The sequence below is a fragment of the Nonomuraea sp. GTA35 genome (genome assembly GCF_041950525.1).
Lineage (GTDB): Bacteria > Actinomycetota > Actinomycetes > Streptosporangiales > Streptosporangiaceae > Nonomuraea.
This window is the reverse complement of sequence record NZ_JBGNUV010000015.1, coordinates 277606-296078: the sequence shown is the minus strand read 5'-3', so window position 1 is coordinate 296078 and position 18473 is coordinate 277606. Positions and strand designations below refer to the sequence as shown.

The following is an 18473-nucleotide window of genomic DNA, read 5'->3' as shown; positions in this document are numbered from 1 at the left end:
TCATGCCCTTCCCCGGCCGCCGACCCCATCGTTGGATCGTCCAACAGCTTTGGGGGGTTGACCATGACGTCTCCGTTCGTGCCCTACAGCCGGCGCGATGTCCTGCACGCGGCGGCCGGGCTCGGCGCGCTCCTCGGCCTCGACCTGGCAGGGCTCGGCCAGAACGGGCCGGCCACGGCGGCGGGGCTGGGCCACGACGCGCGGACCGCGATGGCGGGGCCGTTCGCGTGGGTCGCGCGCCACGACCTGACCGCCGAACAGTTCCAGGCGGAATGGGACAGACTGGCGGGGCTGGGCTACCGCCCCACGCACGTCGACGGGTACACCGTCGGCGGCCAGGTCCGATACGCGGGGATCTGGGAGCAGGCGCCCGGCCCGCCGCTGATCGCCAAGCACGGGCTCACCTCGGCGCAGTACCAGGCGGAGTTCACCCGCGTCACCGGCCTGGGGTATCGCCCGGTCGTGGTGAGCGGCTACGAGATCGGCGGGCAAGCGCACTTCGCGGCCATCTGGGAGCAGACCGGCGGCCCGCCCTGGGTGGCCCGCCACGATCTCACCTCGGCCCAGTACCAGGCCGAGTTCGACCGCCTGCTCGGCCTCGGCTACCGGCTCGTGCTCGTGGACGGGTACCAGGCCGGCGGGCAGGCGCGGTTCGCCGCGATCTGGGAGCAGACCGCGGGGCCCGCCTGGGTGGGACGCCACAACCTCACCGCCGCCCAGTACCAGGCCGAGTTCACCAGCCTCACGAACCAGGGCTACCGCCCGGTCCACGTCAGCGGCTACATGGTGGGCGGCACCGAGCTGTTCGCGGCGATCTTCGCGCACGGTGACGGTCCCGTCTGGTCGGCCAGGCACGGCCTCGACTCCGCCGCCTACCAGACCGCCTTCGACGATCATCTGCGCCGCGGCTACCGGCCGGTCAAGGTGAGCGGGTACGGCCTGCCGCGCTTCGCCGCGATCTGGGTGAGCCAGACCGCCAACGACTTCTCCCGCGTCGACGCCACCGTCAACCGGCACCTGTCCGCCGCGGGTGTCGCCGGCATCTCGCTGGCGATCGCGCGCCGCGGCGCGCTGGTCCTCGCCAAGGGGTACGGCCTGGCCAGGCGGGACACCGGCGAACGGCTCACCGAACGGCACATCATGCGGGTGGCCAGCGTCTCCAAGCCGATCACGGCGGTCGCGGTCATGCGTCTCGTCGAGGCCGGCCGCCTGGCGCTCGGCCAGCGCGTCTTCGGGACCGGCGCCCTCCTGGGGACGCGTTACGGCACCAAGCCGTACACCGCGGCGCTGCAGTCGATCACGCTCAGGCACCTGCTGGAGCACACCGCCGGAGGCTGGCCCAACGACACCACCGACCCGATGTTCACCAACCCCACCATGAACCACGCGCAACTGATCACGTGGGTGCTGGACAACCGGCCGCTGCAGTTCGCGCCCGGCACCAGGCACATGTACTCCAACTTCACCTACTGCCTGCTCGGACGGATCATCGAGCAGGTGACCGGGCAGGCCTATGCCGACCACGTCCGGCAGAACGTGTTCGTGCCCAGCGGGATCGGCAACATGCACCTCGCCGGCGACACGCTCGCCGCGCGGCGGCCCGACGAGGTCATCTACTACGGCTCCGGCAACCCCTACGCCATCCCGGTGCGGCGCACGGACTCGCACGGCGGCTGGCTGGGCTCGCCGGTGGACGTCGTACGGTTCGCGGTACGCGCCGACGGCTTCCCCACCGTCCCCGACCTGCTGCGCCGCGACACGATCACCACCATGACCACACCGTCGGCGGCCAGCCCGGGTTACGCGCTCGGCTGGAACGTCAACAACCTCGGCAACTGGTGGCACACCGGCCGCTACATCCCGGGCACCGAGGCCATCCTCGTGCGCACCGGGAACGAGTTCTGCTGGGCGGCCGCGTCCAACGGCAACAACGTCGACCTGGACACGATGATGTGGGACGTCTACCGGTCCGTCTCCACCTGGCCCGCCCACAACCTGTTCTAGCCACCGGAGCGGGCCCGTGAACCTGAACTCGCCGAGACCCCCAGGGTGCCGCACAGGAACAGCGCGGCCTGGGGCCGCCCGGCAAGGGGGACGTGCGGAACGCTCAGCCGAGCCAGGCCGTGATCTGGGACATGGCGGTCGCGGACCAGCCGAGCTTGAGGTGGTTGAGCGGGAGCGTCACCGTGGCAGCCCGGTTCGCGAGGCCGTCGGGCGCGGTGCAACTCGCCACGAAGACGGCGCCGTCGGACGGCCCTGTGTGCTCGTTGTGCAGCAGGGCCATGTCCGGCATGTTGCCGCACAGCTGGTAGACCGGCACGCTCGAAGGAGTCCCCGCGTCGATGAGGGACTGCACGAGCGAGCCTCTGTCGATGGCCCACTGGATCCCCCGGCCGGCGGTGTAGAAGCCGGTGCCGCCGTAGTAGGTGGTGTACCAGTCCTGCTCGGCGGCGGGCAGCGGGTAGACGTCGTCCCAGCGGTAGAGCATGTCGTCGGAGCCCGGGTAGGCGGCGCCCTCGTAGCTCAGCTCGGGGTGGTTGCGCCACAGTCCGTAACAGACCATCTGGGTGTGGGGCGCGGGCGCGTTCAACGAGCCACCGCATTCCGGAAATATCGCGAAATCGTGGGTCCAGCCGTGCCGGTAGCCCCAGTCGAATCCCTTGTTCGGCCCGCCGACGAGGATCAGCTTCCTGACGTCGCCCGCGTAGGCCGTGCCCCAGGACTTGCGCAGCGACGAGACGTACATGCGGGCGTTGAACGCACCCTTCGACCAGCCGATCACGTCGACCTGCGCGGCACCGGTCTTCGCCCGGATCCTGGCGACGGCGTCGTGGATCTGCTCGGCCCAGTAGTGGCCGTCCCCTGTGACATGCGGGAAGCCGATCGCGAAGACCTTGTAGCCCTGGCCGCTGAGGTGCTGCATGAGCCCGGTGGCGGGGCAACCGGCCTGGCCGCAGCCGTACGAGCCGGCGGCGTTGGGGTTGGCCCAGGCCAGGTCGGCGGTCTGGTTGGCGCCGTGCACCAGCAGCACGGGGGTGGCCTTGGCGCCCGTCTGCCAGCCCGGCGCGTGGTACAGCAGGAACCGCGAGGAGTGCGGGCGGGCGACGTCACCGAACAGGCGCCTGGTCTGTCCCTTCTGATCGCCCCGCCCGTCGGGCGGGTAGGTCTCGGCCTGGAACCCGGTGGAGTTGTCCTTGTAGCGCTCGACGAGCGCCCAGCCGTTCTCCAGGCCCGAGGTGTAGGCGGCCTCCAGCGTCACCGACGCCGTCGCGGTCGCCGCCGCGGGTGTGGTGAGCAGCGCACCGACTGCCAACGCGAGGGCGGCGGCCATTCGCGTCCACGAACGTCGTCCCATCAGACCTCCCACGAAGCTGAGATGAGCCAAGTTCGCCCGATCCGGAGGCGCCGGTCAATGTGAGCCGCACCCATAGTCCCGTGTCGGCCGGCACCTCGACGGGCTTGCCACCGGCCGGCCGCAGGCCGCGCGCTGTCGTGGGAGGCGTCAACAGTCACCCGCGGCCGGTATTCGGCGGATGGCACGTGAACGACGCTTGTCCGGCTAGCACTGGGAGCGGTCCGAGATGACCCGCTGGTCCTTCTTGGTGACCGGGTCGATGACGACGATCTTGGTGACTCTGGGGTTGAGCAGCAGCTCGAAACATTCCACGGTCTTCCAGACGCTCCCCGGGAGCACGCTTTCTCCGAGAACCACTCGGACCTCGCCGGAGGAATTCCGGGCATAGGCGCGCGACACCCGCTTCCACACGGCGTCCACCTGGTCCTTGATGGCGTCCCACGGCACCTCCGCGGGGTCCCAGTCCATATCTTTGCTACCCCAGGTCGCCTGGGGAATTCCGCGACCGTCCATGAGGATCTCGAGCGTGGTGCCGTTCCTCTCCCTCGCGATTCTGGCGGCTTCGTCAGGTCCGGCGTACACGTATACATCTGCTCTCGTCTCGGTGCGGCCGGACCAGAAGAAGGCGGTGCCGCTGGGAGTGGTGTAGTTGCCGGCCCAATGCAGGCTGGCCTCCATCGCCCGGACGTGCGAGAGGACCAGTTGTTCCTTGCTCCTGAGCAGGCCTATCCGGATCTCGGAGAGAGCTTCCGAGCCCGTTCTGGCAGCCGTGTAGGCGTTCTTGAGAGCCCGGAAGCCGGCGCTGACCAGCTTGCCGATCCCGGCGGCGACCAGCTCTTCGAGAACTATCGTGCCAATGTTGAGCAGCGTCTTGCCGAGCGATTGGTCACCATTGAGGAGGCGGTAGAACTCAAGGCCGACCTCGACAACGGTGAGCACCGCTCCGCAGACCCGGGTGAAACTACAGCCGACAGTGGCAGGAGCCCACCCCGTAGCGAACATGGTGTAGCCGTACTTGAGCGCCTGGAACGTGAGAACGTATCGCTGCATTCCCTCGAACGCGGGGTCCAAGACGGAGTTGACGCAGTTCTGATAAGACTGGCTGTCTTGCGGATATATGTTGCAGAAGGCGGAGTTGGTGTAGGCCCGTGTGGCGAGGTCCTCCGGGTTTCCGATGACGTTCTCGATGCAGTTGTCGTAGAATCCGCCCTCTTCTAACCCGTACAGATCCTCCAGCTTGGCGTAATCGTCCCTGGTGTACTCGTGACCGCATTTGGCGATTTCCGCGCCGACGGCAGATTCGTAAGCCTCGTAGGCCTCATTGGCCGCTGCGACAGCCGCCTCGGCGTCGGCGCCGGCCTCATTGGCTGACCTGTAGGCGCTGCGGGCCGCTGCGGTGGCCCTGTTGGCGGCGTCGACGGCGATCTCGTAGGAGGCGATCGCCCAGGTGGCCGACCGGATGGCGCTGCGAGCCGAGGTGTTGGCCTTGGTGGCCGCCTCACGGGCGGTCTTGACCGCGGCCGCGGCCTTGCTCACCGATCCGGCGGCTTGTTCGGCGTAGGCGCTGGCCTGCTGGGCATGGTCGGCGGCCCGTTTCGCCGAGTCGATCGCCTGCTGGGCGTAGAATGCGGCCTCCGCGGCCTTGTCGCGGGCGCGGGCGGCCACGCTCTGCGCTTCCAGCGCGTTCTGCATGGCCGTCTCGGCGGCCTGGCTGATCTTCTTGAGCAGACCGGCGACCGTAGCGAGGTGGATCGCGCTTTCGTGATCCCGCTCGGCCGCGGTGAACCGGCCGGTGCTGAGGAACTGCCGCAGTCCTGGAGCGGGTCCGTCCAAGGCGATCTGCGCGGCCGCCTTCACCTCCGGCCCGCTGTCCGGGCTGGCCAGGATCTGGTTGACCAGCACCCGCTCGCCGATGACCGCCGCGGTGTACTGGCCGGTGTCCAGGAAGTCCCGCAGCGCCTGCAGCGTGTCGGTGTCGAGGGCCTGCTGGGCCCGCTGCGCCAGCACGACGTCGCCGGCCGCCTTGGCTGCGGTCAGGATCTGGTTGACCTTCAGCCGATCTGCGGCGTAACGGCCGGAATAGTTCTGCGTACGCAAGAAGGTGGCGACCGTCTGGTCACTGCCGGCCAGCGCGTTCTTGGCCGCTGTGGCCAGGGCGGCGTTCTCGGTCACCGCCAGGTTCATCACCGCGAGGCGGTTGTCCTGTGCGACGGCGCTGGGGACGCCGGTGCGGACGAACTCCAGCACCAGATCGTCGGCGCCGCCCAGCGCGGCCAGCGCCGCCTGTTTGGTCCAGGCACCCTGGCCGTCGGCCAGGTTGAGCGCGGCCTTGCGGGCCGCCGTCACCGCGGCGGCACGCTCGGTGGCCGGGTCCAGCGCCACGGCGATGAGCCTGTTGGTTTCCGCGTCGCGTTTGGCGGCTTGGTCGAGGTCCCAGTCGGCGACGCGTTGCTGCGCCTCGTACTCGGCGTTGGCGGCCCGGGCGATCTCCAGCCCCTCGTCCCGGGCCACCGCCAGGCGCTCGGCGTCGGCGGTGCGCGCCGCCTCGTACACCGCGGCTGCCTGGGTTGCGGTGTTCAGTGCCTCCTCCGCGGCCGCGACGGCGGCGTTGGCGTGGCCGGTGGCCCGTTCCGCCGCCTCTGCGGCCTCGCCGGCGTGCTCCGCGGCGTCAAGGGCTGCGATTGCCGCGGCCTCGGCGTTGGCTGCTGCCCGGTTGGCGGCCTTTGCCGCCTTGTCCGCGGCGTCGATGGCTACCTCGAGATAGTCCTCGGCCGCCCGTGCCGCCCGGACGGCCCGCTCGGCGTTGGCCCGCGCCCTCGCCGCCGCGGCGACCGCTTCATGGGCCTCCGCGCCGGCCGCGTTGGCGTACCGGACCGCCGCGTCGTTGGCGGCCGCTGCCGCCAGAGCGTGCTCGGCCGCGGACGTGGCCGATTCGATCGCCTTCTGGCCGTTGGCCAGCGCCCTGCCCGCCGCTTCCGCCTGGGTGGCGAACTCCCGCGTCTGCTGGGCGATCGCGTTGGCTTCCTGCGCCGCCTGTCGTGCGACATCCGCCCTGTTGGCATCCACGGACGCCTCGGCTGCCGCCCGATAAGCCACGGCGGCCTTCTGATTGGCCTTCGACGCCAGCTGCGCCGCTCGTGCCGCCGCGGTGGCGGCGGCACGAGCCGCCCGGTTCGCCGCCGCTGCCGCCTCGACGGCCACCTGCGCCGCCTCGGCCGCCTTCTGCGCCGCCCTGGCCGCCCGCTGGGCCTGCGCCTTCGCTTCGGCCATGTTGTCGCGCGCGGCCTCGGTCGCCTCGGCGGCCTCCGCCGCGGACCGGCGCGCCGCGGCCGCGGCGTCCTCGGCGCGGTCGGCCTCGCCGGTGGCGTTGGCGGTCTCCTGCGCCGCCAGCGCACCGGCCGCCTCCGCCTGGCCGAGCAGATCCTCCAGCGTCGCGGTCTCGTCGTCCCGCGCCGACGCCACCGCCCAGCCATAGGTGAGGAACGCCTCCAGCGCTTCCGGCGTACCCGCGTCCAGCGCCTTCTGGCCCGCGGCGCGGACGTTCGGGCCACCGGTGGCGATGGCCTGGTTGATCCGCAGCCGCTGGTCGGTGTTCCACTGCGTCTGCCAGCCGGACTCCAGGAACTTCCGCAGCGCCTGAGTGTCTCCGGAGTCCAGTACGGCCTGCGCCGCCTGCTTGACCTGTTCGCCGCCGGCGCTCATCAGCTGGTTCACCGACACCCGCGCGTCGATGTCCGACGGGCCCTGCCATCCGCTCTCCAGGAACGTGGTGATCGCGTTCTGGTCACCTGCCGCGTCGGCGTCCAGGGCGGCCTGAGCCTTCGCGCGTAGCGCGGGACCGCCGTTGCTGATGACGCTCACGAGATTGTCCCGCTCGTCGAGGCGCTGGGCCTGGCGCCATCCTTCGGCCAGGAACGCGCGGACCTGCTCGTCCGTACCCAGCAGCGCCGTCTCAGCCGCTGATCGGACCTGCGGGCCGCCCCCCTGCCAGGCCGCCACCACGTGGGAGCGATCAACGGCGACCGGCTGCTCGGCATGTGCCGGCGTCACCCGGAGCAGGTTGGCCAGCAGGGTCAGGGCCACGAGTATCGCGATCGTCGCCTGCCGGCGCACCGCACCAGGGCGCGTTCGTCCCTTCATGACCGGTATCCACGCACGCACGTTCAGCCTCCGTCACCGCTCGAGCCTTCGCACACATGGGAGCGCTGAAGAGGCGCAACCGATCACCGTCCATTCAGCACTGCGGAGTGTCACACGACGCTCGAATGCCCGGCAATCCCGGAGATGAGCGGATATACCGCCTACATACCGGGCGTCTCTAGCCTCGTCTCGTACCCGCGGATTGGCCGGGTCGGGGGAGTCACCGGAGGTTTGTGATCATGAATTCTCCACCACGCTGGGCGACGCTGGGTGTCGTCGCAGCGATGGCAGCGTCCTTATCCGTAGCTGTCGGGCCGGCGCCGGCCGGCGCATCCGCGATCTCGCCTCCGTCGCTGGTGGACAACGGCGTCCACCCCTACCCCGGCGCGGCGGAGATCCTGGCGGCTCAGAACGTCAGGCTGATCTCCGGCGACGGCCACATCCTGCTGGCCGACTGCGCCACGCCGGCGCAGGGTGACATCGGCCTGCTGAAGATCTGGACCACCGACGAGGCCATCGGCTCTGACGGGATCGGCCGGGTCTGCTTCAAGGTCACCGCATCTGCCGGCGTGCTGAACCTCGAAGTTCCTGGCGTGTTCGAGATCCGCGGCGACGGCCAGCGCGAAGGCACCGGTCACCAGGTGACCGCGCAGCTGCGCAGCGACGACGGCGAGCAGCTCACCGTCGACGTGGATCCGGACGGCAGCACTCAAGTGGGCCTGGGCGCGGACCCGGAGGCGTCGCCGACCATGCTGCTGCAACTGCGTGCCGGCACCGGCCCCGCACCGGGCACCGGCGAGCACGCGGCGGTCGGCAAGCTCGCCACCGCCGGCCGCGAGTGCACCGCGACGCTGGTCGCGCCCCGCTGGGTGCTCGGCGCCGCGAGCTGCCTGGCCACCGATCCGAACCAGCCCCAGCTGGCCGAGGGCCCGCCAGCCGGCGCGACCCATGTCGCGCTCCCCGGAAAGGCCGCCACCAGGGTCGACTGGCTGAGCCCGCGTCAGGGCCGCGACGTGGTCCTCGCCCGGCTGGCCGCCCCGATCGAAGGGATCACCCCGATCCCGCTGGCCGCCGCCGCTCCCACCGGTGTCGAGCTGTCCGCCGTCGGCCACAGCCGCGCCGCCATGACGGCCGCCGACTGGACCACCGACCGGCAGCAGAGCGCGCAGATCACCTTCACCGCCGCCACCCCCACGACGCTGACCGCCGCGACCGGCCCGCTCGTGTGCAGCGGGATGGCCGGGGCGCCCGTGCTCAACGGCGGCAAGCTCGCCGCCGTGCTCAGTCAGGCAGGTCAGGCCGGATGCCCCGACACCGCCGGGAACGGCAGCGCCCTCACCGCCGCCCGCGCTGACGATCTCGCGACCTGGGTCAACGCCATCACCGCCAGCACGGCCGACCACACCTGGTCCCTGGCCGACCTGCCCCCCGCAGCCGCCCCTGGCACCGCCGTCAGCGCCGGCGCCGACAGCGCCTTCACCGGAACCGGCCTCCCCCTGACCGCCACCGCCGGCGCGACCTGGAAGACCGGCGACACCTTCAGCCCGGCCGTCGAACTCGACGGCACCACCGGGACCCTTTCGGCCGGCGGCCCCGCCGTCGTCACCGACGCCGACTTCAGCCTCAGCGCCTGGGCCAAACCCACCCTGGGCACCTGGGACGGGCCCGCCTCCGCCGGCGGCACCGTTCTGTCCCAGGACGGCGTCAACACCGCCGGCTTCAAACTCTGGGCCGAGAACGGATCCTGGCGCTTCGCCATGAGCCGGTCCGACGTGGCCAGCCCCGTCTGGGACACCGCCACCGCCCCCGCGGGCAGCGCTCCGGCAGGTGTCTGGTCACAGGTCGCCGTGACCTACAAGGCCGCCACCGGCGTCGTGATCCTCTGGGTCAACGGACGGAACGTCGCCAGCGTCAGGCACACGGCGAAGTGGAAAGCCGCCGGCGCGCTGCGCGCAGGCGCGCACAAGACCGGCGCCGCGAGCCTCGGCGGCCACTTCAAGGGCGTCCTGTCCACTCTCCAGACCTGGAACCGGCTCTCGCTCACGCCCACGCCGAACAATCACGACTTCGACGGGGACGGCCGCAACGACGTCGTCATCACCGACGGAGCCGGTGACCTGTGGATGTATCCGAACCAGGGCGGCTCTGGACTGACCACCGTCAACGGCGCCAACCGGGTCAAGATCGGCAGCGGGTGGGGCTCCCTGAAATGGATCGTCACCGACTGGGACGCCGACGGCCTGGCCGACGTCGTCATGAAGGGCTCCGACGGCATCCTGTGGATGTATCCCAACCGGAGCGGACAACTGGTCTCCGGCGCCAGGAAGCAGATCGGCACCGGCTGGGCCGACTACGTCCACGCCGCGGGCAACGCCAACGACACGCCGCACGCCGATCTGTTCGGCATCAACAACGGCAACGGCGCGCTGTACTACTACCCCGACGGGGGCGGCAAGACGGCGATCGGCAACAGCGGCTGGACCGGCTTCCGCATCTTCCCCGCCGATTTCAGCGGCGACAACCGCGCCGATGTCATGGCGATCGACACCTCGGGCGAGCTCTGGTTCTACGCCAACACGAGCCAGAACGGTGTCACTCTCGCCGGCCGTACCCCATCCGGCACCGGCTGGAGCGCGTACAAGGTCGCGGCCATGGATCTGAGCGGTGACGGCAAGACGGACCTGGTCGCCCACGACGGCAGCGGCAATCTGTGGGTCTATCCCGGCACTGGCAACGGTCGCTTCGGCACCCGCTCCCGGATCGGGATCAACTGGACGATCAACGCCATCGGCTGACATGCGCGATCCGGTGGGCTGGACGTCGGCGTCCAGCCCACCGATCTGTGGATCCTGAAGCAGCCACATCGTCTGGCTTCAGGACGGAGAGGGCCAGCGCGGCGTGACCGGGGCCGCCTGCTCGAGCCCGGCCCAGTCATCCCGTACCGGGGCGAACGCCTCCACCACGACCGCCCCCTCCGGCCCTGCCTGGACCTCATGGGGAACGTTCGCGAGGATGCGCCAGGAGCCACCGGGCCCGAGGTCGCGGGTCTCCTCGCCCACGCGGAAGGTGAGCGTGCCCTGCAGGCACAGGCCGATCTGCTCGTTGACGTGGCGGTGTTCGGGGACCAGGCCGCCCGGAGGCAGCTCGACGACGGCCAGGGTGAGCTGCTCACCCTGGACCACGCGGGCCAGGACGTCCTTCCAGACGAGGGTGGGCGGGATGGCGTTCAGGGTGGTCAGCATCAGGCGGCTCCGTACACGGGTGTGGTCCATTCGGGATGATCAGCACCCTCACGGCGGCTGATCGCTTGCAGCAGGCGCTGTACGGCGAGCGTCGTCTCGCCCTGGTGCCCGTCGCCGACGGGCCGGCCGTCCACCTCGATCACCGGGGCGACGAGCACGGCCGTCCCGCACAGCAGGGCCTCGTCACAGGAGTAGAGCTCCGAGCGGTGCACGCGCCGTTCCTCGACGACGGCACCGGTGAGCTCGCGCAGGAGGCGCATGACCTGCCCGCGCGTGATGCCGGCGAGGATGTCGTCCGTGGCGGCCGGGGTGGCCCAGCGCTCGCCGGTCCTGATCAGCACGTTCGAGGTGGTGGCCTCGGCCACGTGGCCGTCGCCGGTCAGCATGATCGCCTCGTCGAAGCCGTTGCGTACCGCCTCGGTCTTGGCCAGCGCGGGCCCGACGTAACTGCCGATCACCTTGGCCCGGTTGGGCACCGCGGCGTCGCCGGTCCTGCGCCAGGCGCTCACCATGCAGCGCACGCCGCGCCGGTCGATGTAGTCGTCCGGCATGGGCGTCGCGGCCAGGTACAGGCGCGTGCCGCAGTCGTGCATCCGGACGGCCAGCTGCTCGCCCGCCTGCAGCAAAAGGGGACGTACGTAGGCGTCGGCGCGCACGCCGTTGCGGCGCAGCAGCTCGGCGGTGAGGCGGGCCAGATGATCCGGACCGTACGGCAGCTCCAGCCCGAGTATGCGGGCCGAGCGCGCCATCCGCTCGTAGTGGGCCCGCGCCTCCAGCAGATAGAGCTCCTGGTGATCCGGGTTCCAGCAGGCCCTGATGCCTTCGAAGGTGCCCGTGCCGTACGAGACCGCGTTCGCCAGGACGCTGAGCCTGGACTCCTTCTCCGGCACGAACGCGCTTTCGGCGTAGACCTCGTCGTAAGGGGTTCCGAATCGCATGCCGCCAGAATGGGAGGGTTCGTCCGTTAAGCACAATCGACAGCTTCTTAACGAAGGGTTTAGCGTTTCCGCATGCTCGACCTGGCCAGGCTCCGCGTCCTGCGGGAGGTGGCCCGCCATGGGTCGCTCACCCGTGCCGCCGCCGCGCTGTCGTACACCACCTCGGCGCTGTCGCAGCAGATCTCCGTGCTCGAAAGGGAGGCCGGGGCCCGGCTGCTCGAACGGCACGCCCGGGGCGTGCGGCTGACCGAGGCCGGCCGAGCGCTCCTGGACCACACCGAGCGGATCATGGCGGAGCTGCGTGCCGCCGAGAGCACGCTGGCCGCGATCTGTGCCGGGGAGGGCGGGAGGCTGCGGTTCGGGTCGTTCACGACGGCCAACGCCACGCTCATGCCCATGGCCGTACGCGCCTTCCTGCGCGAGCGGCCCGGGGTCTCGGTGGAGTTGATCGAGGCCGACCGCGATGAGGCCGTGGCCGCCGTCGCCGCGCACGAACTGGATCTCGCGCTCGTGTACGAGTTCCCCGCCGTGCCCCTGGTGCTTCCTTCGAACGTCGAGGTGCGCCCGCTGCTCGTCGACCCGCTGCACATCGCGCTACCGCCGGGCCACCGCCTGGCCGGGCGCGCCCGCGTCCGGCTCGCCGATCTGGCCGGCGAGCGGTGGATCCAGGGGGTGCACCGGGGATCCACCGTCGACGTCCTGCCCCAGGCATGCCGGCAGGCGGGGTTCGAGCCGGTCATCGCCTTCAGGACCGACGACCAGATGACGGTCAGAGGGCTGGTCGCCGCGGGGCTGGGGGTGGCGCTCGCCCCCTTCCTCACCCTCCCCGCGACCGCCCCCGACCTCGTCGTACGCCCGCTGAGCGAGCCGTCGCTGACCAGGACCGTGATGACCGCCACGCCGGCACAAGCACCTCGGCTGCCCGCGGCCACCGCGATGATCGAGCAGCTGCGCTCGGTGGCCGCGCAGCTCCGGTCCGCCGAGGGGTCTGGACGGGCACCGGGCCATCCGGTATCACTTGACTGAGTCAACGTATCCATTGATTAGGTCAACGATGTTGGTGATGATCCAGACTCTCGACCGGTTCCACTCGTACGTCATGGCCGGCATGGCCGGCTCGTTCGCCTGACCCGCAGCGGACGGGCCGCCCTGGGCGAGAACGCGCGGGCGCTGAGCGACGACGATCGGGCGCGGATCATCGCGGCGGTGCGGGCGGTCGGCGGACCTGCCGGGGAAGGAGCGCCATGCGGGTGACGTTCGAGCCGGACCCGGAGTGGGCCGAACCGGCCGGCCGTACCCATGGGCCAAGGATCAGGATCAGCGTTTGCGCTTCTTCCGGCGGCCTCGGGCTCCCGGCGGCCGGGTGGGGACGAGACGGAGGGGATGGCGGGCCGTCTTGCGGAGCGGCTCGGCCACCTGCTCGCGCAGCTCCCGCAACCCCACGACATCGGGGTGCCCCGAGGCCAGGATCGCCTCCACGAACTCGTACGCGTTCCCGCCCCCCATCGCCCTGAGCTGCTCGACAAGCCCCTCAGGCCCCGCGAGCTCCAGCACCGACAGGAAGTTCTCCGCCCCCATCAGCAGGTTCTCCCGCTCGCTCAACGACCCGGGCCCCATCTCCCCCGCATCGATGAGCTGTGTCCACACGGCGGGCCCGAGGACCGGATCGTGACAGAGGTCGTGCAGCAGCCGCCCCCCGGGAAGGGCGTCGGCCAGAACGCGCAGCAGCGCCGCCACCCGCGTACGGAACGGGCAGTCCCGCACGGCCTGCAGCAACATCTCGACGTCCTGCCCCGGCCGGGCCAGCCACCCCTGGAGCTCCGCGGCGGCGTCCTGCGGCGGATAGTGCTGGGCGAGCACCCCGAGCAGCTCGGCCGGCGGGGCGGTGGCCAGCTCGCCGACGAGCGGAGCGTCGCGGCCCTCGGCGAGAAGGCGGTCGCGGACTCCGCGCACGCCGAGCGGGGTGAGGCGGACCAGCGGGAGGTCGGGCTCGGCCAGGGCGGTACGCAGGCGTTCGACCGCGTCCGGCGGCAAGGGCTGGTCGTCGTGGTCGAGGTCGCTGGCGTAGAGGGGGTCGGCGGGGCCGCGGGTGAGCTCCACGGCCCCGAGGTCGGACAGGACCTCGAACATGCGCCCCAGGTCCTGGGCGGCCTCGCGGCGCCAGAGATCGAGCAGGCGCTCTTCCTCATGGTCGAGAACGAAGTACTCCTGGCAGGCCAGCCACACCGTCTCTTCGAGCCGGACCACCGGCATCTCGTCCAGCCCGTACATGGAGTTGAGCACGTCCGGCAGGATCTCGCCGAAGATCTCGGCCATGATGGGCTCGGGCCGCCATGTCTCGACGGGCACGATGACCACCCGGCCCAGCTCCGGCAGCACCTCGAACGCGCGCCGCCACAACGCCTCCGGGTCGCGCAGCAGGGGCGCGGCCTTGGCCACCCGCAAGAGCCGGCCCTTGCTGGTGCGGGTCAGGCGCAGCTTCCTGGCCCAGGCGAGCAGCAGGTTGAGCTGCGGTAGTTCGGTGGCGCTGCGCACGCGCAACCGGTCCTCGCCGGTGCCCAGCAGGGCCGACACCTCCAGGGCGTCGGCGACGCGGAGGTTGCCCGCGTCGGTGAGGGCGCGGCCGTCCTTGCCCACCCAATCGGCCAGGGTGATCAGACGCTGGACGGTCCGGCTGCGCGCGGCGGCCTCCGTCAGCTCGGACGCGGGAGGCAGGGAGACAGGCGGCTGCGGGAAGGCGCGTTCCTCCTCGATGCCGCCGTTCACGAAGCGGTTCTGCATGATCTTGTCGAGCACCTGCTCGTCGTACGGAACGCGTCCGGCGTCGAGATCACGCTTGAACCGCTCGAACGCCCCCGGGACGGTGAGATCGACGCCCTGGTCGAGAGCCGTGTGCGCCCAGAACGTCGCCAGCCCCCGCAGCGTGGGATCGTCGAGCGCGGCCGCGTACTCCGCCCGCGCCCCGGCGATGATCTCCTCCGCCTCCGCGAGCGTGGCGCCGCGCGGGTCTCGGAGGCCCGTGACGTCGAGATAGCGCAGGTACGTGCGCAGCACCTCCGGGGCCAGGTCGAGCTCCTCCCGGGGTGCCGTCACCTTGTACGGCACGTACCGCAGCAGGAAGAACCTGATCCCCGCCTCGTCCCAGTACGCCAGCCGGCCGTCACGGCTCTCGTGCCGCGCATCGACGGCGGCGGAGAGCAGCAGGTCATCGACCGGATGCCCGCGCTCCTCCGCCCAGGTGACACACCGCCGGATCAGCAGGTCCTTGGCGGCCTCGAACTCCTCGGCCTCTTCGGGCTCGAACCAGGTACGCACCGTTCAAGCCTCCCATCCCTACGGGGTCACCGTCTCGCCTGTCAGACAGAAGTCCTCAGAGGCCCAGGCATTGTTGCTTCACTTCACCCGTCAGGGCGGCCGGAGGAAGACCTTAAGAGTTCGGTAAGCCGGCTCCGCGAAGCTACAAGCACATCGAGGAACCGCCGGGCCGGACAGCCCCCGACCAGAAGGAACACCACCATGAGGACCATCGCCGCAAGCCTGTTCATCTCCCTCGACGGCGTCGTCGACGAGCCCGGGGAGTGGCACTTCCCCTACTTCAACGACGAGATGGGCGCGGCCGTGAGCAGCCAGATGGCCGACACCCTGCTCCTGGGCCGCAAGACCTACGACAGCTTCGCCGGAGCCTGGCCCGCCATCGAGGCCGAAGGCGGCGAGGACGCCGGCTACGCCAAGACCCTGGGCGACGCGCGCAAGATCGTCGTCTCGCGTCAACCCCTGGAGTTCACCTGGCGCAACTCCGAGCTGCTGCAGGACGACCTCGTCGAGGCCGTGACCGCGCTGAAGAACGAGCCAGGCGGCCGGATCGCCATCAGCGGCTCCGTCTCGATCGTCCGCCAGCTGCTGCAGGCCGGACTGCTGGACGAACTGCACCTGCTGGTGCACCCCATCGCCGTGCGCAAGGGCGAGCGCCTGTTCGACGAGGGGGACACCACCGTCCCCCTGGAGCTGATCAAGTCCGAGACGTTCTCGACGGGCGTGCTGTACCTCATCTACCGGCCCGCCAAGGCCTCCTAGATGTGCCAGCTCATGACGTCGGTTCCTCGCTGTCAGGCTTGGCGGGCGTGGGACGCGAGGCGTTCGGCGAGCGCGATGACGAGGTCGCGCAGCTCATCGGGGCGCTCGATGACGAACGGCCGGTCGAGTGAGGCGAGTGCCGGAGGCAACCAGTCGAGCCGCTCCACCCGTAGTTCGACGCGCAGCCAGCGCTCGGCCGCCCGGCCCTCGTCCGCCGTGGGCGCCTGCTCCTCCAGGCTCGCGACACTGGCGGGAAGGTGAGCGCGGATCTGCTCAACGGTCCCGTAGATCCGCAAGGTCACCTCGTGCCGGTACTCAGCCGTGGCAAAACCTGACAACACGCGCTGTGCCGGATCGGGCCCCACGGGCGCCTCGAACGAGCCGGGCAGGGTCCTCGCGTCTGCGATGCGATCGAGCCGGAAGGTGCGGGCCTCGCCGATCCCAGGGTCCGTGCCCGTGACGTACCACCGGCCCGCGTGGGCGACGATCCCGTACGCGTGCAGCGTGCGTTCGCTGCGTCGGCCGTCGCGGCCGGTGTATCTGATCGAGACCGGTCGGCGGTGGCGTACCGCGTCGGCGATGGTGAGCAGGACCCCGGCGTCCGGGGTGTCGAACTCACCGGGCTGATCCGTGAAGGCGAGAGATTCCAGGAGTGTGTCGAGCCGGCGGGCGACGTGCTTGGGCAGCACCCGCCGGATCTTGGCCGATGCCGTCTCGCTCGCCGCATGACCCGCCGTCATCAACCCTGCTCGGCGGCCGGCGACCAGGCCGAGCAGCACGGCCAGCGCCTCGTCGTCGCTGAGCATGAGCGGAGGCAGGCGGTAGCCGGGGGCGAGCCGGTACCCGCCGTAGCGGCCGCGCACCGATTCCACGGGCACGTCAAGGTCGATCAGCTGGTCCACGTACCGCCGCACGGTGCGCCCCTCCACGCCGAGCCGGTCGGCGAGTTCGGCCACCGTCCGGGTGCCGCCCGACTGCAGCAACTCCAGGAGTGTCAGCACGCGGCCGGTGGGTCGGGACATGTCCACAGCCTAAGGCGGATACAGGACCGATTCTGTCCACTATTTCTCCTAGCCTGCGGAGTGCACGCCTTCCGCACAGCCAAGGAGATCCCATGGACTTCGTCTCGATCCGCATCATTGCCGGCGACGTAGCGCGCCTCGTCGAGTTCTACGAGCGAGCCACAGGGGTGCGGGCGGTGTGGGCCACCGAGGACTTCGCCGAGCTCAGGACCGCGGGCGCAACCCTCGCGATCGCCGGCACCCGCACCGTCCCGCTGTTCGCCCCGGGCTCCGCGCGCCCGGCGGACAACCACAGCGTGATCATCGAGTTCCTCGTCGACGACGTGGACCGCGTTCACCGGAACCTGACCGGTTTCGTCACCGACTTCGTCAACGAGCCCACCACGATGCCCTGGGGCAACCGGTCGCTGCTGTTCCGCGACCCCGACGGCAACCTCGTCAACTTCTTCACCCCCGTCACGCCGGCGGCCATCGAGAAGTTCGCACGTTGACGCCGGCGCAGTCGCTCACGCGGGCGTCCTGAGATCCCCCGCTCCGCATGCAGCCACCACATCCAGCCATTGAGTAGAGCGTTCGTTCTAGAGCTGTGGTACGTTCTCACCACGCTCTAAATAGAGCGCTCGTTTTAGTGAGGATGGAGATCGCATCATGAGCGGCACCAAGCAGTCGGTCACCGTCATCGGCCTCGGCCCCATGGGACAGGCCATGGTCGGCGCCTTCCTCGACCGCGGCTACGACGTCACCGTCTGGAACCGCACCCCGTCGCGCGCGGACGCCCTGGTCGCGCGCGGGGCGGTGCTCGCACCGAACGTGGAGGAGGCCCTTGCCGCCAATGAGCTGGTGATCCTCAGCCTGACTGACTACGACGCCATGTACGCCACGCTCGAACCCGCCGCGGCCGCGCTGGCCGGCCGGATCCTGGTGAACCTCAGTTCGGACACGCCCGACAAGGCCCGGGCCGCGGCCCGCTGGGTAGCCGAGCGGGGCGCCGTCCAGCTGACCGGCGGCGTCACCGTGCCCCCCTCCGGGATCGGCCAGGCCGAATCGTCGACCTTCTACAGCGGCCCGCGTCAGGTCTTCGACCAGCACCGGCCCGCGCTCGAAGTCATCACGGGGCGGACCGACCACCGAGGAGAAGACCCCGGGCTCGCCGCGCTCATGTACCAGATCGGCATGGTCATGTTCTGGACGTCCATGCTGAGCTACTGGCAGGCCATCACCCTCGCCGACGCCAACGGCCTGACGGCGGCGGACATCCTGCCGCACGCCGTGGAGACCGCGAACTCGCTGCCGGGATTCTTCTCCTTCTACGCCGAGCGCATCGACGCAGGCCGGCACATCGGCGACGTGGACCGCCTCGCCATGGGGATGGCCAGCGTCGAGCACGTCCTGCACACCAACGCCGACGCGGGGGTCGACACCACGCTTCCGGCCGCGGTCGTCGAGCTCTTCCGGCGCGGCATGGACGCCGGCCACGCCGCGGACAGCTTCTCGATTCTGGTGGAGTCGATGAAGAAGCCGGAAGCGTAACCGCGCCGGGCATGATCAGCACGGCGTACCGGGCCTTGAGTCTGCGGCTCGACGCCTCCTGCTACGGTGCTCCTCAGCGAGCACCGCCGCAAGGTCGGCCGCCGGCACCACGGGTCCGGCCGGCTCACCCCTCCCGAGGAGAGATTCTGCGACGAGACGGACTCCCGCGGCC

Annotated in this window: 12 protein-coding genes; 6 read left to right on the top strand and 6 right to left on the bottom strand. The window is 70.6% G+C overall.

All coding sequences use genetic code 11. The annotated features are described in order from the left end of the window. Positions 1–63: 63 nt before the first annotated feature. A complete protein-coding gene (locus tag ACBJ32_RS47330; RefSeq protein ID WP_375132452.1) occupies positions 64–2004 on the top strand; it encodes a serine hydrolase in 1941 nt (646 codons plus the stop codon). A 103-nt stretch (positions 2005–2107) separates the two neighbouring features. Here ACBJ32_RS47330 and ACBJ32_RS47325 read toward each other — a convergent pair whose 3' ends face one another. After that, positions 2108–3355, bottom strand: coding sequence for an esterase/lipase family protein (locus ACBJ32_RS47325; protein WP_375132451.1), 1248 nt, complete (start codon positions 3353–3355; stop codon positions 2108–2110). 204 nt (positions 3356–3559) lie between these two features. Then, positions 3560–7495, bottom strand: coding sequence for a hypothetical protein (locus ACBJ32_RS47320; RefSeq protein WP_375132450.1), 3936 nt, complete (start codon positions 7493–7495; stop codon positions 3560–3562). A 284-nt stretch (positions 7496–7779) separates the two neighbouring features. Between ACBJ32_RS47320 and ACBJ32_RS47315 the strand changes: the two genes are divergently transcribed. Continuing rightward, on the top strand, positions 7780–10290 hold the full coding sequence (locus ACBJ32_RS47315) for an FG-GAP-like repeat-containing protein (RefSeq protein ID WP_375132449.1): 2511 nt from the start codon (positions 7780–7782) through the stop codon (positions 10288–10290). 78 nt (positions 10291–10368) lie between these two features. On the opposite strand, the gene ACBJ32_RS47310 is transcribed toward ACBJ32_RS47315, so the two are convergent. Next, positions 10369–10737 carry a cupin domain-containing protein gene (locus ACBJ32_RS47310; protein WP_375132448.1) on the bottom strand — a complete coding sequence of 123 codons (369 nt, stop codon included), beginning with the start codon at positions 10735–10737 and terminating at the stop codon, positions 10369–10371. After that, positions 10737–11675 carry an aminotransferase class IV gene (locus ACBJ32_RS47305; RefSeq protein ID WP_375132447.1) on the bottom strand — a complete coding sequence of 313 codons (939 nt, stop codon included), beginning with the start codon at positions 11673–11675 and terminating at the stop codon, positions 10737–10739. The genes ACBJ32_RS47310 and ACBJ32_RS47305 overlap by 1 nt, the downstream gene beginning before the upstream one ends. Positions 11676–11747: 72 nt before the next feature. Here ACBJ32_RS47305 and ACBJ32_RS47300 point away from each other — a divergent pair, with 72 nt between their 5' ends. Next, positions 11748–12701, top strand: coding sequence for a LysR family transcriptional regulator (locus tag ACBJ32_RS47300; protein WP_375132446.1), 954 nt, complete (start codon positions 11748–11750; stop codon positions 12699–12701). 291 nt (positions 12702–12992) lie between these two features. On the opposite strand, the gene ACBJ32_RS47295 is transcribed toward ACBJ32_RS47300, so the two are convergent. Continuing rightward, positions 12993–14990, bottom strand: coding sequence for a hypothetical protein (locus tag ACBJ32_RS47295; RefSeq protein WP_375132445.1), 1998 nt, complete (start codon positions 14988–14990; stop codon positions 12993–12995). A gap of 201 nt (positions 14991–15191) precedes the next feature. Between ACBJ32_RS47295 and ACBJ32_RS47290 the strand changes: the two genes are divergently transcribed. Continuing rightward, positions 15192–15749: a dihydrofolate reductase family protein gene (locus ACBJ32_RS47290; protein ID WP_375132444.1), complete on the top strand. Its 558-nt coding sequence runs from the start codon at positions 15192–15194 to the stop codon at positions 15747–15749. Positions 15750–15781: 32 nt separating this feature from the next. On the opposite strand, the gene ACBJ32_RS47285 is transcribed toward ACBJ32_RS47290, so the two are convergent. Then, positions 15782–16771, bottom strand: a complete 990-nt coding sequence (locus tag ACBJ32_RS47285; RefSeq protein WP_375132443.1) for a helix-turn-helix transcriptional regulator — start codon at positions 16769–16771, stop codon at positions 15782–15784. A 92-nt stretch (positions 16772–16863) separates the two neighbouring features. Between ACBJ32_RS47285 and ACBJ32_RS47280 the strand changes: the two genes are divergently transcribed. After that, positions 16864–17262 carry a VOC family protein gene (locus tag ACBJ32_RS47280; RefSeq protein ID WP_375132442.1) on the top strand — a complete coding sequence of 133 codons (399 nt, stop codon included), beginning with the start codon at positions 16864–16866 and terminating at the stop codon, positions 17260–17262. A gap of 157 nt (positions 17263–17419) precedes the next feature. Next, positions 17420–18301, top strand: coding sequence for an NAD(P)-dependent oxidoreductase (locus ACBJ32_RS47275; protein ID WP_375132441.1), 882 nt, complete (start codon positions 17420–17422; stop codon positions 18299–18301). Positions 18302–18473 lie beyond the last annotated feature (172 nt).

Excerpts from the sequence above, each read along its gene's own strand:
- ACBJ32_RS47330 (WP_375132452.1), top strand. The coding sequence starts at position 64 with ATGACGTCTCCGTTCGTGCCCTACAGCCGGCGCGATGTCCTGCACGCG.
- ACBJ32_RS47325 (WP_375132451.1), bottom strand. The coding sequence starts at position 3,355 with ATGGGACGACGTTCGTGGACGCGAATGGCCGCCGCCCTCGCGTTGGCA.
- ACBJ32_RS47320 (WP_375132450.1), bottom strand. The coding sequence starts at position 7,495 with ATGAAGGGACGAACGCGCCCTGGTGCGGTGCGCCGGCAGGCGACGATC.
- ACBJ32_RS47315 (WP_375132449.1), top strand. The coding sequence starts at position 7,780 with ATGGCAGCGTCCTTATCCGTAGCTGTCGGGCCGGCGCCGGCCGGCGCA.
- ACBJ32_RS47310 (WP_375132448.1), bottom strand. The coding sequence starts at position 10,737 with ATGCTGACCACCCTGAACGCCATCCCGCCCACCCTCGTCTGGAAGGAC.
- ACBJ32_RS47305 (WP_375132447.1), bottom strand. The coding sequence starts at position 11,675 with ATGCGATTCGGAACCCCTTACGACGAGGTCTACGCCGAAAGCGCGTTC.
- ACBJ32_RS47300 (WP_375132446.1), top strand. The coding sequence starts at position 11,748 with ATGCTCGACCTGGCCAGGCTCCGCGTCCTGCGGGAGGTGGCCCGCCAT.
- ACBJ32_RS47290 (WP_375132444.1), top strand. The coding sequence starts at position 15,192 with ATGAGGACCATCGCCGCAAGCCTGTTCATCTCCCTCGACGGCGTCGTC.
- ACBJ32_RS47285 (WP_375132443.1), bottom strand. The coding sequence starts at position 16,771 with ATGTCCCGACCCACCGGCCGCGTGCTGACACTCCTGGAGTTGCTGCAG.
- ACBJ32_RS47280 (WP_375132442.1), top strand. The coding sequence starts at position 16,864 with ATGGACTTCGTCTCGATCCGCATCATTGCCGGCGACGTAGCGCGCCTC.
- ACBJ32_RS47275 (WP_375132441.1), top strand. The coding sequence starts at position 17,420 with ATGAGCGGCACCAAGCAGTCGGTCACCGTCATCGGCCTCGGCCCCATG.